Consider the following 13249-nt stretch of genomic DNA (forward strand, 5'->3'; position numbering starts at 1 on the left):
ACTGAGGTAGGAAAGCTGAAGATCGCCGTCATCCCGGGTGATGGCATCGGCACGGAAGTTACGGCAGAGGCACTGAAAGTGCTGAGGGCTGCTATCGGCGAGTTCGACACCACCGAGTATGACCTCGGTTCGCGTCGCTACTTGCGTAATGGCGAACTGCTCACCGACGCCGACCTTGACTCCCTGCGCGAGCACGACGCTATTCTGCTCGGTGCCATCGGTGACCCGGCGAACGTTCCTCCGGGCGTTCTCGAACGCGGCCTGCTGCTGAAGATGCGCTTCGCGCTGGATCACCACGTAAACCTGCGTCCTTCCAAACTGTTCCCGGGCGTCGAGTCTCCGCTGAAGAACCCGGGCGAAATTGATTTCGTGGTCGTCCGCGAGGGGACCGAAGGTGCCTACACCGGTAACGGCGGTGCGATTCGCGTCGGCACGCCGCACGAGGTTGCCAACGAGACCTCCGTCAATACCCGCTTCGGTGCTGAGCGCGTTGTTCGCTACGCTTTCGAGCTGGCTATGACCCGTCGCAAGAAGCTGACTCTCGTCCACAAGACCAATGTGCTGGTGCACGGCGGTGGTATGTGGCAGCGTACGGTCGACGAGGTCGCTAAGGAATACCCTGAGGTAGATGTCGATTACTCGCACATCGACGCTGCGACGATTTACCTCGTCACTAATCCTTCGCGTTTCGACGTCATCGTCACCGACAATCTCTTCGGTGACATCATTACTGATGAAGCTGGTGCAGTTTCGGGCGGTATCGGCCTGGCAGCGTCCGGCAACATTGATGCCTCCAATACCAACCCGTCTATGTTCGAGCCCGTTCACGGCTCCGCGCCCGACATTGCTGGCAAGGGGATCGCTGACCCGACGGCAGCTATTCTGTCGGGTGCCATGATGCTTCGCCATCTGGGTCGTGAGGAAGACGCTCAGCGCATCGAAGCTGCTGTGGAAGCTGACATGGCTGCCCGCGGTAGTGGCCCGATCAAGACCAGTGACGTTGGCGACCGCATTGCTGCTGCTTTGAAGTAGCGCATGCGGTAGTGCAAACAGTAGTGCAGTAAAACAGGGGGAGGGGCTAGACAATCACAGTTTTGCCATCGACGGTAGTGATGTGAGTCTTACCGTCGGCGGTGTGCTCGATGAAGTCCGACGCATGTCCGACCTGGGCAAGCACATTGATGATGGTGTCAAGGGTGTGTGGGGATGAGCTTCCTGCGCCGCCATTGGAACCATTTCCTCCCAGCCCTGCCACCAACGCATCCCTCGTAATCTCCGCATGTCCCAGGTGCTGAGCCGCCTCGTGGAAGGCATGCACAATCACGCCTTCGATGCTGCCGCACCACCAACGGTCTTTATCGGTAGGAATCGCAGCAGGAGCACCAGCGCGGTCCACGCCTTGCAGCTCCACCAGCGCGGATTCAATAGCCGCGCGATCACGGTGGTAAATCTCCAGCCCTTCCGAAACACTGCAATGAGCAGAAAACTCCCCATCTCGATCACGGACATAGTCGCGCCCGAGGCAGACGCGCTCGAGCCAGTACCTCGCTGATCCAGTCACATGCCGTAGTAGCACTGCCAGGGAGTTAATGGCTGGGATGGGGAGGGTTGCGTTGAAGGTCTCGTCGTCAAGCGTGGCGACGAGTGCCGCGAGCTTGTCCAACCTGCCGAGGATGTGGGCATCGAGTGGCCATTCGGGATTTGTGGAAGCGCTGTGTGTGGAATCGGTCATAAGGTCGAGTATTCCCGCAAATCACTCCTATTGGGGACAAAAATAGGGGATAATTGACCCCATGACCGTCGAGCTTGCGGAAATCGCAGACTTCCTCAGCCACACTCGCCCGTTTTCGGACCTTACCGATGAAGAGCGCGCGACTATCCCACCGCTTTTGACCATGCGCTATGCCCGTCGTGGCACGGAGATTATCCGGGCGGGTGCGGATAACAATAGCTGTTTCATTATTCGCTCCGGCATGGTGGATCTCTTCGACCCAGCTGGCACGCTGCTGGACAGACGAGATGTGGGAGATCATTTCGGCTATTCGACGCTGCTGAGCAGTGACCCTTCGCTATACACGATGACGGCGGTGGAGGACTGCGTATTCCTGGTGATCTCCAAGGAGGTCTTTAACCAGCTCAATGACCAGTTCGTAGAGGTCCGGCGCTATTACGGCGGTGAGAACGCGCGCATTCGCGCAGTGGCATCGAAGTTGCGGAGCACTGCGGCATCGGAGTCGTTGCGCACACGGGTTGCGGACCTAATGGAAACGTCGCTGGTGACCTGCAGCGCCGATGCGACAGTGCAAGAGGCGGCGCAGATTATGACGGAGTGGAATGTCTCCAGTTTGCTCGTGATGGAGTCTGCAGGCACCAACCAGGGCCCGCTCGTCGGCATCATCACGGACCGCGACCTCCGTCGTCGAGTGCTGGCGAAGGCCAAGCCGGCGGAGAGTCTCGTAAGCGAAGTGATGACCGGAAACCCGGAAACCATCAGTCCCGATCTGTTGGTTTTTGAAGCAATGCTGCTGATGGCCGAGCGCGGTTACCATCATCTGCCGGTGCACGATGGGACGAGAGTGGTCGGCATGATTGTCATTGGTGACCTCCTGCGCAGTCTGCACACCGATCCCGTGTACGCGACGGCGACGCTGGCGCGAAAGAGTGATATTTCAGAGATCGCGGAGATTGCTCAGAACGCGCGGCGAATTGTCGGCCGGTTCATTGACCGGGGTGACTCGGGGGAGGAGGTCGCCAAGCTGCTGACTGCCGTGGCCGATGCTGTCACTCGCCGTCTGGTCACGCTTGCTGAGGAAAAGCTCGGGCCACCGCCAGTCAGCTACGCGTTTGCGGTATTGGGCTCGCATGGGCGCGGGGAGATGGGGCTCGCGTCCGATCAAGACAATGCGCTGGTTCTCGCCGACGACTACGACACCGACGCTCACGCTGACTATTTCGCCGCGCTTAGCGACGAGATTTGCACTAATCTCGACCGAGTCGGTTATCCGCTCTGTCCAGGGGACATGATGGCCAGCAACCCTGCGTGGCGGATGACCAAGTCGCAGTGGCTGCACGCTTTCCACGGGTGGATTACGGCACCGGAGGCGGAAGCGTTGCTACATGCACAGACCTTCTTCGACATGCGTGGGGTGGCGGGCGACGTGCAACTAGTGGAGGAACTGCGCGCCGCCTACCTGCCGCTGGCGCAGGGGTCGCAGCGCCTGCACGCGCACTTGGCCAAACTCGCGGCCTGGCGGGAGCCGCCGCTCGGCTTCTTCCGTGGCCTGGTGCTGGAAAAGGGCGGCGAGCACGCGGAAACCCTGGACATCAAGAAGGGGGGAACTGCTGCTGTAGTGCAGATGGCGCGTCTATTTGCTGTGGCAGCCGGTCTGCCACAGCTGTCGACACGTGAGCGTTTGGCGGCAAGTGCCGGAGCCGGAAGCGTGAGTCGCCAAGGTGCTCAGGACCTTGCGGATGCGTTCGAGTTCCTGTGCACGGTGCAGCTTCATCACCAGCAGGCCCAGTTCAACGCCGGCACCCAGCCGAATAACCACATCTATCCGAAGCGCCTATCAAGCCTGGAACGGGAGCACCTGCGCGATGCGTTTGGTGTTATCCGCAAGTTGCAGCAGAGTCTCGGGGCGAAGTATCCCATTCGGGCGATGTCGTAGTTTAGTTGTGTGAGCACGCAATGTTGAAGTTTTTCAAACCCCGCAAGAAACTCCTGGACACGCCTATCCGCGACAATGCGTGGCTTGCGGTCGATGTGGAAACCACAGGTCTGGATCCTGCCAAAGATCAGCTGCTTTCCATCGGCTGGGTTGCCGTCGAAGGCCGCGACATCGTCCTGAAAGAGTCGGGTCATCTTCTCATCCGCCCAGAGCGCGAGGAGGTGAGCGTCGGCGAGTCGGCGACGGTGCATGGGCTTACCGACGACATGGTCGCAACCGGGGTAGAGGCAGAGGTGGCCGTCGGCAAGCTGTTAGAAGCTCTACGGGGACGGAAGCTGCTGGCGCACTACGCGCGGATGGAAGTTGGTTTCCTGGATCCGTTGTGCCGGAAGTACTTTGATGCGCGCTTTGATGTGCCGGTGGCGGACACGATGACACGCGAGTACGACGCGATTCTGCGAGCCAACCGCGAGCCGGTCCGTGACGAGCTGCGGTTGTGGTCACTGTGCGACAAGTACGGCATTCCCCGTTTTAAGGCCCATCATGCGTTCAACGATGCGCTGGCTTGTGCACTGGTGTGGCTTGCGCAGGAATCGCGCGGAGTTTAAATCGTACGTGTTTGAGAGTAGGGGTCATTGCATAATTATTGCAATGTGACGTGTACCCTATTTTTATGCGTATTGCTCGAATCGCCCACCCAGAGGGCATGTGCTTCGCGCTCGTCGAGGGCGAAGGCAATGAAGTTACTTTGCACGAGATCGAAGGGCACCCTTTCGGTCAGCTGAATAAGACTGGTCGTTCCTGGCCGCTTGCCGACGTACGTCTGCTTGCCCCGATGCTGCCGTCGAAGGTCATCGCTATTGGTCGTAACTACGCCGACCACGTCGCCGAGGTGTTCAAGAAGTCGGCAGAATCGCTGCCGCCGACGATGTTCATTAAGCCGCCGACGGCCGTTATTGGTCCGGAAGCGCCGATTCGCATTCCGGATTTCGCCACTAACGTCGAGTTTGAGGGCGAGCTGGCACTGGTTATTGGTAAGCCGTGCAAGAACGTCAAGAAGGAAAACGCTCACGATGTGATCTTCGGATACACCATCGTCAATGATGTTTCTTCCCGTGACCTGCAGTTCGCCGACGGTCAGTGGGCACGCGCAAAGGGCATCGATACCTTCTGCCCGCTGGGCCCGTGGATCCAGACGGAGCTGGACTACAACGAGCTGCCAATCAAGGCGCACCTGACTCACGAGGGTGTTACCGAGACTAAGCAGGACTCCAACTCCAACCAGATGATTATGTCCGTCCCGGAGGTCATCGAGTTCATCACCGCCTCGATTACGCTGCTGCCGGGTGACGTCATCTGCACCGGCTCCCCGGCCGGTACCGCTGCGATGTTCCCGGGCGACCGCATCGAAATCGAGATTCCGGGTATTGGCAAGCTGGCCAACCCGGTGGAGCGGGCTTAAGCCGCTAGGGGCTTAAGCGCCCTTAACTCCAAAAGCGCGGAGCACAGTGCCCATTTTGGCGCTGGTTTCCGTGACTTCTTCTTCTGGGTCGGAGTGCGACACAATGCCGCCTCCGGCCCATAGTCGTGCCACGGACCCCTCAGTGTCGATTTCGGCACAGCGAATGGAGACCACGAACTCACCATCGCCATTCTCATCGCACCAGCCGACAGCGCCGGAGTAGAAGCCCCGGTCGGTTTCCACGGCCTGGATGACACCGAAGGCGGATTCCGTCGGCGTGCCACAAATGGCAGGTGTTGGGTGCACCACCAGTGCCAAATCCAGCGCGGACAGCGACGGATCCTTCAATCGACCGCGGATATGCGTGGCCAAGTGCCACATCTCGGCGGTGCTCATCAGTTCGGGGCTGTCCGGAACATCCAGCGAACTGCACAGCGGCGCCAGATTGTCGGCGATGTCATCGACAACGAAGGCGTGTTCATCCAGGTTCTTGCGCGAGTCCGCTAAACGACGAGCCGACGCCCGGTCCGCCTCTTCATTCCGGGATCTCGGCAGCGACCCGGCCAAGGGAAATGCCTCAACGATGTCACCCGTACGGCGGACCAGCATCTCCGGGGAGGAACCGATGAGCAACTTGCCCTCATAATCGGAACCGGCGGGAGAGAGATCCACGACAAAGCCATCGCGGTTGGGGGATCCGTCGATAAGCCGCGATGCGAGTAGGAGTGGGTCAATCGGGGGATCGATTTCGAGTTCCACAGCGCGCGCGAGAACGACCTTTTCCAGCGCCGAATACTCGATGGTGCGGATGGCTGCGGCGATGCGCTCAGCGTGCTCATCGAGCGGGGGATCGTAAGCGACGATGCTGGCGTGAGGCTTCGGTGCGTTCCAGCGGTAGTGCGCGGGTGGCTCCAGCGGCTGCGAGGAGCGGATGACTTCCCGGGGAACGGTCAGGGCGGCGGGCCTGTCCAAGTCGAAGGGCAGGGCGCCGACCACCATCTTGTGAATGCCCGAGTGCAGTCCCTCGGCCGCGAGCCAGGGGTCGGAAATCTGCTCTTCAATACCTTGCGTGCGGATGGAGCCGTGCGCACGGGAGAGCAAAAAATCAGGAGCGGTGGTTGGGCGGGACGTGTCCCAGCGCGTCGAACGCTTCGGAGTCGCTGCAGGCTCGTTCGACGGGTGAGACTTTTCCTGCTGCTCTTCTTCGTTTCCGCCGCCCAGAGAGGGGTGGTTTTCCATGGACATAGCCCTAACCCGCCTCCTCAATCTAAACCCAGTTGTGCTCCAGTTTAAGGGGCAGGCTAACCCCTGCCCAAAAAGGGCATACCCACAGCGGTAATCGTAAGCTGATCGATGACGGCACCTGCCGGCAGATTCGCGGCGTAGAGGAAAGTTTCCGCAGCCTGCTTGGCATCGAACATCGGCTCGCTGCCTGTGAACGTCCCCAACAGGTCAGTCTGCGCATTGCCAATATCAATGCGCGTTGCCGTGATGCCATACTCGCGTCCGTCGAGGGCAAGCACGTGGGTCATTCCGGCAAGCGCGCTTTTCGACGTCGCGTACGCCGCCGTGTGTGCTCTCGGCACCTGCGCTGCGATAGAACAATTGACCAGGATTCGGCCGCCCGCTTGCTCTGTCTTCCCCTCGCACCCCGCCTTCATCCGCGAAAAAGCCTCGCGTGCACACAGGTACGAGCCGACCACATTCGTATCGATGACCGCCCGGAAGTCTTCAATGTCGGTCTCTCCGAACTCCGCGGGCGTGCCGGGCAGCCCCGCATTGAGCACTGCAACATCGATGGTTCCCGTAGCCACCTGCGCGTTCTCAAACATCGCACGGACCTGTTCGGGGTCGGTGATGTCACACCTGGAGTAGGTGATGTTGTCCGCTTCGGCGGCAACAGCCTCGAGCGCGTCGATACGCCTGCCGCAGATATGCACGTGCCAGCCATCGGCGGCGAAAGCCAGAGCAATTTCGCGACCAATGCCCGCGCCGCCACCAGTTACTACTACCGTTTTGGTCATGAGCACCATTATTAACTGTTCTACGGTCTACGCACACATGTCCCCGCACGACGCCGTCAACGCCGCGCGTGACGACGGCTACGCGGCCGTGGAATTCTGGTGGCCATTTGACCTCGCAGTGCCCGCGCCCGATGAGGTTTCCGCTTTTTGTGACCTCTTTGACGACAGCCTTGGTCTTTATGCCATGAACCTGTGGGGAGGGGACATGGCAGCGGGACAGCGGGGAGTGCTCGATACAGACGGGTTGCCTGCCGGACACTTGGAAGCAGTCAGCCAGATTGCGAGTGCCACGGGGTTGAAGTGCTCGAATGTGCTGCTGGGGCGGTCTGGGGAGCTAACGGACTTGCAGTTGCAAAGGCTAACTGAGATCACTGCCCAGCTGGAGCTCAGCGGTGTCCGCGCGTTGATTGAGCCGCTGTCCGGGATGGACGATTACCCCATTACCGATCCTTGGCAGGCCGAGGAGTTAGCGCAACAGACTGGTGCTGGCGTGCTCGCGGACTTTTACCATTTTGCGGCCAATGGCATCGATGTGGATGCTTGGCTCGCTGATGTGGAGACCGGAAGAGTGAGTCTGCCGGCGCACGTCCAGATTGCCGATTTCCCAGGCCGCGGCGCGCCGGGCACCGGTGAGGCGCCACTGCGCAGCTGGGTTGAGCGGCTGCGCGCCGCCGGATACGCCGGTGAAGTGGCAGGGGAGTGGACTCTGTAACCCTATGTAAAACCCTATGCATGCCTGCAGGTGGGAGGGCGGGTATCGTGGGAAAGCATGTCAGATGTTCGCGTACGCTTTTGCCCGTCGCCAACCGGTACCCCGCACGTTGGCCTCATCCGCACCGCCCTGTTCAACTGGGCATATGCCCGTCACACTGGTGGCAAGCTGGTCTTCCGCATCGAAGATACCGATGCCGCTCGCGACTCCGAAGAGTCCTATCAGGCAATCATCGAGGCCCTGAATTGGCTCGGTATTGACTGGGACGAGGGCATCGATGTCGGTGGTCCGCACGGCCCGTACCGCCAGTCGCAGCGCAAGGACATCTACGCCGATGTGTTGCAGCGCCTCATTGACGCTGGTGAAGCTTACGAGGCCTTTTCCACCGCTGAAGAGGTTGAGGAGCGCCACAAGGCCGCCGGCCGTGACCCGAAGCTGGGCTACGACAACTACGACCGCAACCTGACCGAGGAGCAGAAGGAAGCCTTCCGTGCAGAGGGGCGCAAGCCGGTGATTCGCTTGCGCATGCCGGACGAGGACATTGTCTTCGAGGACCTCGTTCGCGGTCGCATTGAGTTCAAGGCCGGCCTGGTTCCGGACTTTGTCATCGCCCGCTCCAACGGTGAACCGCTCTACACCCTGGTTAACCCAGTCGATGACGCTCTGATGGAAATCACTCACGTCTTGCGTGGTGAGGACCTGCTGCCATCGACTCCGCGTCAGATTGCTCTCTACGAGTCGCTGAAGCGCATCGGTGTCGCCAAGTTCACTCCGGAGTTCGGCCACCTGCCGTTCGTGATGGGCGAGGGCAATAAGAAGCTGTCCAAGCGCGACCCACAGTCCAACCTCTTCATCCACCGCGATAACGGTTTCATCCGCGAGGGTCTGCTGAACTACCTGGCTCTGCTGGGTTGGTCTATGGACGGTGACCAGGAAATCTTCACAATGGACGAGATGGTTAAGGCCTTCGACATCCACGATGTGCTGTCCAACCCGGCCCGCTTCGACCAGAAGAAGGCCGACGCTATCAACGCTGACCACATCCGCATGCTCGATCCGAAGGACTTCGAACAGCGTCTGCGCGCCTACCTGGAAAGCCACTTCGACTTCCCGGCCGACTACCCGGCGGATAAGTTCGCTTTCCTGGCAACGCTGCTGCAGACCCGTGTGAAGACGCTTTCCGACGCCTGGGACCTCTCGAAGTTCCTGGTTGTGGAAGAGGACGAGTTCACGTTCGATGAGCGCTCGGCACGCCGTAACTTCAAGGAAGAGGCCGTCGCAGTGTTGGAGGCCACTATCGCAGCTGTGGAGCCGCTCAGCGAAGAGGACTTCGTCACTGAGAAGCTCGAAGCTGCACTTCAGAAGGCCCTCATTGAGGACCTGGAGCTGAAGCCACGCAAGGCCTTTGGCCCGGTGCGCGTGGCTGTAACTGGTGCTCAGGTATCGCCGCCGCTGTTCGAGTCCATGGAGTTGCTTGGCCGCAGCCGCAGCCTGAGCCGACTGCGCAAGGCTCTCGAGGTCACTCCTTTTACTGCTGCTCAGTAAAGAGTGCGAGCTGGGCTGAGCGAAGCAGGTTTGTGTAAGAACCCGCTTCCTTGCCCACCTTCTGCGGGTCGCGGTTCAGCATGTTCATGGAGGTTTCGCGGTAGTCCTTGACCAGCGACCCCATGTGGTTGTTGAAGAACTCGTGCCAGTCGGTTCCCCAGTAGACCGTGCCGTCCTCGTTTCGCTTGAGCAGTGCGGCAAAGGCGTACACGAGTGGGTAGATGAACCCGTCCGGAATCGCGTAGCCGATGGGCTGGCGGTAGAACTTCGAGTACTTCTGTGGAGTTTTGCCAGTCCGCGGATTCTTCTTGTTGGCCTTGTCAACAGCATCAATGCCGCCGAATTTGCCGCCACTCTTGTTGTAGAGATCGGGTAGCTCCGCGTTGATGCGCTCGAAAATATCGATGAAGTCACGCGTGAGGTTCAAGGCACTGCGGACCTTCTCGTTGTAGAGAACGACCTCTTCGGTGCGCTCATTGATGCTTTCAGTGCTGGGCTTAGTGACCTCCGGGGAACTCATGACATCCTCGAAGCGGTCAAGCAGCTTGGCCTTGCCGGAGTAGAGGCTGGTAGGGGTCGGTGCTTCAATCTGCTTGCCGTCGGCATCCTTTGGCAGGTCAATACAGGACAGTGGAATCCACGCCATAGCGATGACATCGCCCACCTTTAGTCGACCAGTATCGTTGGTGCGCCACTGCACGTTGTCGCTAATTCCCTGCGGCAGAGCATGCTTCAGATCGTCAAAGTAGCCGGCACGATTGAGTTTTGCTTCCGCCTTGAGCTCCGCATTGTTGTTGCGGGCGGCACAGATATCGAGCAGAGCATCGGAGAAGTCCTGCACAGTGTCTTCGTCCCGAGCACCGGGCACCAGTACCTCTACCGGAACCTTGGCATCGAGCTCGGTGAGGCTTTCGTCGGCAAGCAATTCCTCGATTTCTTCGGAGCGCTCCATCCAGACCTCCTTCATTTCGGACCACGTCTTGATTTTGCGGCTAGGCGGTGGAGTGAGCTTGCCCAGGACGAACAGCGCGATAGCCAGCGAGTTGTGGCCGCCGTCGAGGATGCCTTCGATGCGACGGTTGCTGAAGGTGAAGCGGTAGAGACTGTCTTCACTGGTGAACTGAGTGGAGGCCAGGAGCACACCCTTGGACTTGTAGGCGAAGAGCTCCGGCGTGGTGTCGATGGTTTCCATGATGGCATCGGTGATGCGGCCGGTGCGGGACACGCGTGGGTTGGCATCGAGGTTGAGGGCCGAGATGATTTTCGCGAACTGACGGATAGTGACAGTGCCAATGACACGACCGATGGTGCCGTTCATTTGCTCCGTGATGTCGGAGAACTCCAGCTCGAGCGTGACGGGGGCGGCTGCTGTTGTCGTTGTTGTGAGGGAAGTCATGATGATTGCCTTTCAGGTCTGTTTTTGATGTGCGGCGGCTGTTTGCTGGCCGCTTCACCACGAAGTGTCTCCTGAAGGGCGGATCGGCTTTGAGCTGCGATCGAATGAGCTTTCGATCTGGGATTGCGTTAGTTATATGCACTGCATTGGTTATGCATTAGTTATGCGGTCTGCTGAGGTGGGCTGTGGGGAACTCGCGAATTTAAACGAACCTTTGACAACGAACCTTTGACCAGGTGATTTGCTCTTGTTCACGCCAATTGGCTATATTATTCCTCGTTGCGTTCAGCAGCGATGGCCTATGGTGTAATTGGCAACACAACGGTTTCTGGTACCGTCATTCTAGGTTCGAGTCCTGGTAGGCCAGCGGAATTCGCTCACTCAGTTGAGTGGATTCAGTTCTAAGCCCCGTTCGTCTAGCGGCCTAGGACGCCGCCCTCTCACGGCGGTAACACGGGTTCAAATCCCGTACGGGGTACAAAGACAGCGTGAAAACGCCAGTCTTTATTGGCCTATGGTGTAATTGGCAACACAACGGTTTCTGGTACCGTCATTCTAGGTTCGAGTCCTGGTAGGCCAGCAGTGAAGAAGTTCATGGTTGAATGTATTCACTAACTGCAAAGTTCTAAGCCCCGTTCGTCTAGCGGCCTAGGACGCCGCCCTCTCACGGCGGTAACACGGGTTCAAATCCCGTACGGGGTACAAAGTTACTCCCCAGTCAGTCGGCTGGGGAGTTTTTGTTTTTGGAATCGAGGCGGCTATGACCAGGGGCGACTATGACCAGTGAACGTTTCGCACGACTGAAGCTTCTCCTAGGGGAGGAGGGGCTGGAAACGTTGGCTGAATCTACCGTCATGGTTGTCGGACTCGGAGGCGTGGGATCGAGTTGTGCCGAAGCTCTCGCGAGAGGTGGCGTGGGCAACCTCATCTTGATCGACGGCGACGTCGTGGAGCCGAGCAATCTCAACCGTCAGGCGCTGGCATTTGTCTCCACGATTGGTCGGGTCAAAGCCGAGGTCATGGAGGCGATGGTTGCCGATATCAACCCGGATTGTACGACCTATGCCCGCCAGATTTTTCTCACACGCGAAAACCTGTCAGAGACTTTCGAGCAGTTCCCGCGTCCGGATTACATCATCGACGCTATCGACGATGTCACCGGGAAAATTGAGATCGCGCAGTGGTGCGCGGAAAATCGTATCCACCTCATTTCCGCTATGGGCGGCGGAAATAAGCTCGACCCATCTCGGCTGACCTTCTCAAAAATCAATAAGACAAAGGTCTGTCCGCTGGCGAAGGTCGTCCGTCAGGTGTGTATCCGCCGACGCATTCGCGGTCTTGAAGTGCTGTACTCCTCCGAAGAACCAGTGAGAATTGCGGACAAAGGCAGCGGCACCAAAGCGGAAACCCTCGGTACCATGAGCTACATACCGCCAATCATGGGGCAGATGCTGGCCGGAAAGGTCATTCGCCGTCTGCTCGGTTTCGAGGAAACCCCGCTGGCCCCGCGCATCGGCGGTCCGGCCGACGAAAACCAGCCACCAACGGAAAAATAATGCGGCTCATCGATACCCATTTTCACTACGGTTTCCTGCCACCGGCGTCGCGCGAGCGCTTCAAAGCCGGTATCGCGCAGGAAGGAGTGGAGATTATCGCGCAGACGGTTCGGCCCTCCGGATTTATCGAGCTAGAGCGCGAAAACTTACCCATGGTCGCCGTGGGCTATCACCCGTGGTACATCGATGATAATTATGAGCGTGAGCTCGAGATCTTTCGCGAGGCCCTTCCATGCACCCGTTTCGTCGGCGAGATTGGCTTGGACTTCGCGCCCCGCAGGCTTGACGATGTTTCCGCCGAGACTCAAATCCATGTCCTCACCAGCATCCTGGATGCTGTCCGAGCCTCGAGTCTGTCCCATATCCTGTCCATTCACACGGTTCGCAGCGCTGATATGGTCCTCGACCTGCTGGAACCGCGCTTGGACTCCGACAAAGGGGTAGTGCCCGCTAAGAGTTTCGTACCGATCTTTCACCGCTTCGGTGGCACCAGCGATGAGCTGACCAGGCTCATCCGCGCCGGTGGTTATATCTCCGTCAATCCGCTCATGTTGCGGACAAAGCGCGGTCGGGCCTATGTGGCGCAGGTTCCCGTCGATAGGCTTTTGCTGGAGACTGACCTTCCGCGCGAGCCTGGAAGCGGTGACGCGGCGGAGGTGGTCGCTGCAGAGGTAATCGCTGCATTGCGGGAAACTGCCGCAGAAGTTGCGGCGCTGCGAAGAATGGATGAAGCGGAGCTTAAAAACGCACTGGCAAAAAATGCGGAAGCACTTGGAATTTAGCGCTCTGGCCTGGCGATTTGCAGTTACTATCCACGTCTAGTGTATTGTTTAACAAGTCCGCAGCGCGCGGATGAAAAGTTCTAAGCCCCGTTCGTCTAGCGGCC

12 protein-coding genes and 4 tRNA genes are annotated in these 13249 nt (G+C 59.0%); 12 read left to right on the forward strand and 4 right to left on the reverse strand.

From position 1 onward, the window contains the following. Positions 1 to 15: 15 nt before the first annotated feature. The gene (locus HMPREF3042_RS06795) at positions 16 to 1032 is read left to right on the forward strand and encodes a 3-isopropylmalate dehydrogenase (protein ID WP_141764794.1); all 1017 of its coding nucleotides are present in this window, start codon (positions 16 to 18) and stop codon (positions 1030 to 1032) included. 46 nt (positions 1033 to 1078) lie between these two features. Here the strand turns inward: HMPREF3042_RS06795 and HMPREF3042_RS06800 are convergent, their stop codons facing one another. Next, complete coding sequence (locus HMPREF3042_RS06800) at positions 1079 to 1732, reverse strand: mycothiol transferase (RefSeq protein WP_070856634.1); 654 nt, start codon at positions 1730 to 1732, stop codon at positions 1079 to 1081. 61 nt (positions 1733 to 1793) lie between these two features. On the opposite strand from HMPREF3042_RS06800, the gene HMPREF3042_RS06805 reads away from it, so the two are divergent. The 3 genes from HMPREF3042_RS06805 to HMPREF3042_RS06815 all read left to right on the forward strand — a co-directional run bounded on the left by HMPREF3042_RS06805 (position 1794) and on the right by HMPREF3042_RS06815 (position 5130). Then, complete coding sequence (locus HMPREF3042_RS06805; protein WP_070856635.1) at positions 1794 to 3668, forward strand: DUF294 nucleotidyltransferase-like domain-containing protein; 1875 nt, start codon at positions 1794 to 1796, stop codon at positions 3666 to 3668. Positions 3669 to 3688: 20 nt separating this feature from the next. Then, the gene (locus tag HMPREF3042_RS06810; protein WP_070856636.1) at positions 3689 to 4276 is read left to right on the forward strand and encodes a 3'-5' exonuclease; all 588 of its coding nucleotides are present in this window, start codon (positions 3689 to 3691) and stop codon (positions 4274 to 4276) included. A 65-nt stretch (positions 4277 to 4341) separates the two neighbouring features. Continuing rightward, positions 4342 to 5130: a fumarylacetoacetate hydrolase family protein gene (locus HMPREF3042_RS06815; protein WP_070856750.1), complete on the forward strand. Its 789-nt coding sequence runs from the start codon at positions 4342 to 4344 to the stop codon at positions 5128 to 5130. A 12-nt stretch (positions 5131 to 5142) separates the two neighbouring features. On the opposite strand, the gene HMPREF3042_RS06820 is transcribed toward HMPREF3042_RS06815, so the two are convergent. Next, on the reverse strand, positions 5143 to 6375 hold the full coding sequence (locus tag HMPREF3042_RS06820; protein ID WP_070856637.1) for an isochorismate synthase: 1233 nt from the start codon (positions 6373 to 6375) through the stop codon (positions 5143 to 5145). 56 nt (positions 6376 to 6431) lie between these two features. After that, entirely contained in the window at positions 6432 to 7154 is a 723-nt protein-coding gene (locus tag HMPREF3042_RS06825; protein WP_070856638.1) for an SDR family oxidoreductase, read from the reverse strand. On the opposite strand from HMPREF3042_RS06825, the gene HMPREF3042_RS06830 reads away from it, so the two are divergent. Both HMPREF3042_RS06830 and gltX read left to right on the forward strand, forming a co-directional pair. Continuing rightward, positions 7153 to 7866 (forward strand): TIM barrel protein, encoded by a 714-nt coding sequence (locus HMPREF3042_RS06830; protein WP_070856639.1) that lies wholly within the window; start codon positions 7153 to 7155, stop codon positions 7864 to 7866. The genes HMPREF3042_RS06825 and HMPREF3042_RS06830 overlap by 2 nt on opposite strands. A 57-nt stretch (positions 7867 to 7923) precedes the next feature. After that, positions 7924 to 9411, forward strand: coding sequence for a glutamate--tRNA ligase (gene gltX, locus HMPREF3042_RS06835; RefSeq protein WP_070856640.1), 1488 nt, complete (start codon positions 7924 to 7926; stop codon positions 9409 to 9411). Here gltX and HMPREF3042_RS06840 read toward each other — a convergent pair. After that, the gene (locus tag HMPREF3042_RS06840; protein WP_224783760.1) at positions 9395 to 10807 is read right to left on the reverse strand and encodes a hypothetical protein; all 1413 of its coding nucleotides are present in this window, start codon (positions 10805 to 10807) and stop codon (positions 9395 to 9397) included. The genes gltX and HMPREF3042_RS06840 overlap by 17 nt on opposite strands. A 295-nt stretch (positions 10808 to 11102) precedes the next feature. Here HMPREF3042_RS06840 and HMPREF3042_RS06845 point away from each other — a divergent pair. From HMPREF3042_RS06845 to HMPREF3042_RS06870, 6 genes are all read left to right on the forward strand, one after another. Further along, positions 11103 to 11174, forward strand: a tRNA-Gln gene (locus tag HMPREF3042_RS06845). Positions 11175 to 11212: 38 nt separating this feature from the next. After that, a tRNA-Glu gene (locus HMPREF3042_RS06850) sits at positions 11213 to 11285 on the forward strand. Positions 11286 to 11315: 30 nt separating this feature from the next. Further along, positions 11316 to 11387 (forward strand) — tRNA-Gln (locus HMPREF3042_RS06855). A gap of 49 nt (positions 11388 to 11436) precedes the next feature. After that, positions 11437 to 11509: transfer RNA gene (locus HMPREF3042_RS06860), tRNA-Glu, on the forward strand. 74 nt (positions 11510 to 11583) lie between these two features. Further along, positions 11584 to 12363, forward strand: a complete 780-nt coding sequence (locus tag HMPREF3042_RS06865) for a tRNA threonylcarbamoyladenosine dehydratase (protein ID WP_070856641.1) — start codon at positions 11584 to 11586, stop codon at positions 12361 to 12363. Beyond that, the gene (locus tag HMPREF3042_RS06870; RefSeq protein WP_070856642.1) at positions 12363 to 13145 is read left to right on the forward strand and encodes a TatD family hydrolase; all 783 of its coding nucleotides are present in this window, start codon (positions 12363 to 12365) and stop codon (positions 13143 to 13145) included. Before HMPREF3042_RS06865 ends, HMPREF3042_RS06870 begins: the two co-directional genes overlap by 1 nt. Positions 13146 to 13249 lie beyond the last annotated feature (104 nt).

The organism is Corynebacterium sp. HMSC074C05, assembly GCF_001838325.1.
Taxonomy (GTDB): Bacteria; Actinomycetota; Actinomycetes; order Mycobacteriales; family Mycobacteriaceae; genus Corynebacterium; species Corynebacterium amycolatum.

What these genes read in the sequence shown, in the direction of transcription:
- HMPREF3042_RS06820 (WP_070856637.1), bottom strand. Translation starts at nt 6,375, where the DNA reads ATGTCCATGGAAAACCACCCCTCTCTGGGCGGCGGAAACGAAGAAGAG.
- HMPREF3042_RS06865 (WP_070856641.1), top strand. Translation starts at nt 11,584, where the DNA reads ATGACCAGTGAACGTTTCGCACGACTGAAGCTTCTCCTAGGGGAGGAG.
- HMPREF3042_RS06800 (WP_070856634.1), bottom strand. Translation starts at nt 1,732, where the DNA reads ATGACCGATTCCACACACAGCGCTTCCACAAATCCCGAATGGCCACTC.
- HMPREF3042_RS06805 (WP_070856635.1), top strand. Translation starts at nt 1,794, where the DNA reads ATGACCGTCGAGCTTGCGGAAATCGCAGACTTCCTCAGCCACACTCGC.
- HMPREF3042_RS06815 (WP_070856750.1), top strand. Translation starts at nt 4,342, where the DNA reads ATGCGTATTGCTCGAATCGCCCACCCAGAGGGCATGTGCTTCGCGCTC.
- HMPREF3042_RS06830 (WP_070856639.1), top strand. Translation starts at nt 7,153, where the DNA reads ATGAGCACCATTATTAACTGTTCTACGGTCTACGCACACATGTCCCCG.
- HMPREF3042_RS06870 (WP_070856642.1), top strand. Translation starts at nt 12,363, where the DNA reads ATGCGGCTCATCGATACCCATTTTCACTACGGTTTCCTGCCACCGGCG.
- HMPREF3042_RS06840 (WP_224783760.1), bottom strand. Translation starts at nt 10,807, where the DNA reads ATGACTTCCCTCACAACAACGACAACAGCAGCCGCCCCCGTCACGCTC.
- HMPREF3042_RS06825 (WP_070856638.1), bottom strand. Translation starts at nt 7,154, where the DNA reads ATGACCAAAACGGTAGTAGTAACTGGTGGCGGCGCGGGCATTGGTCGC.
- gltX (WP_070856640.1), top strand. Translation starts at nt 7,924, where the DNA reads ATGTCAGATGTTCGCGTACGCTTTTGCCCGTCGCCAACCGGTACCCCG.
- HMPREF3042_RS06810 (WP_070856636.1), top strand. Translation starts at nt 3,689, where the DNA reads ATGTTGAAGTTTTTCAAACCCCGCAAGAAACTCCTGGACACGCCTATC.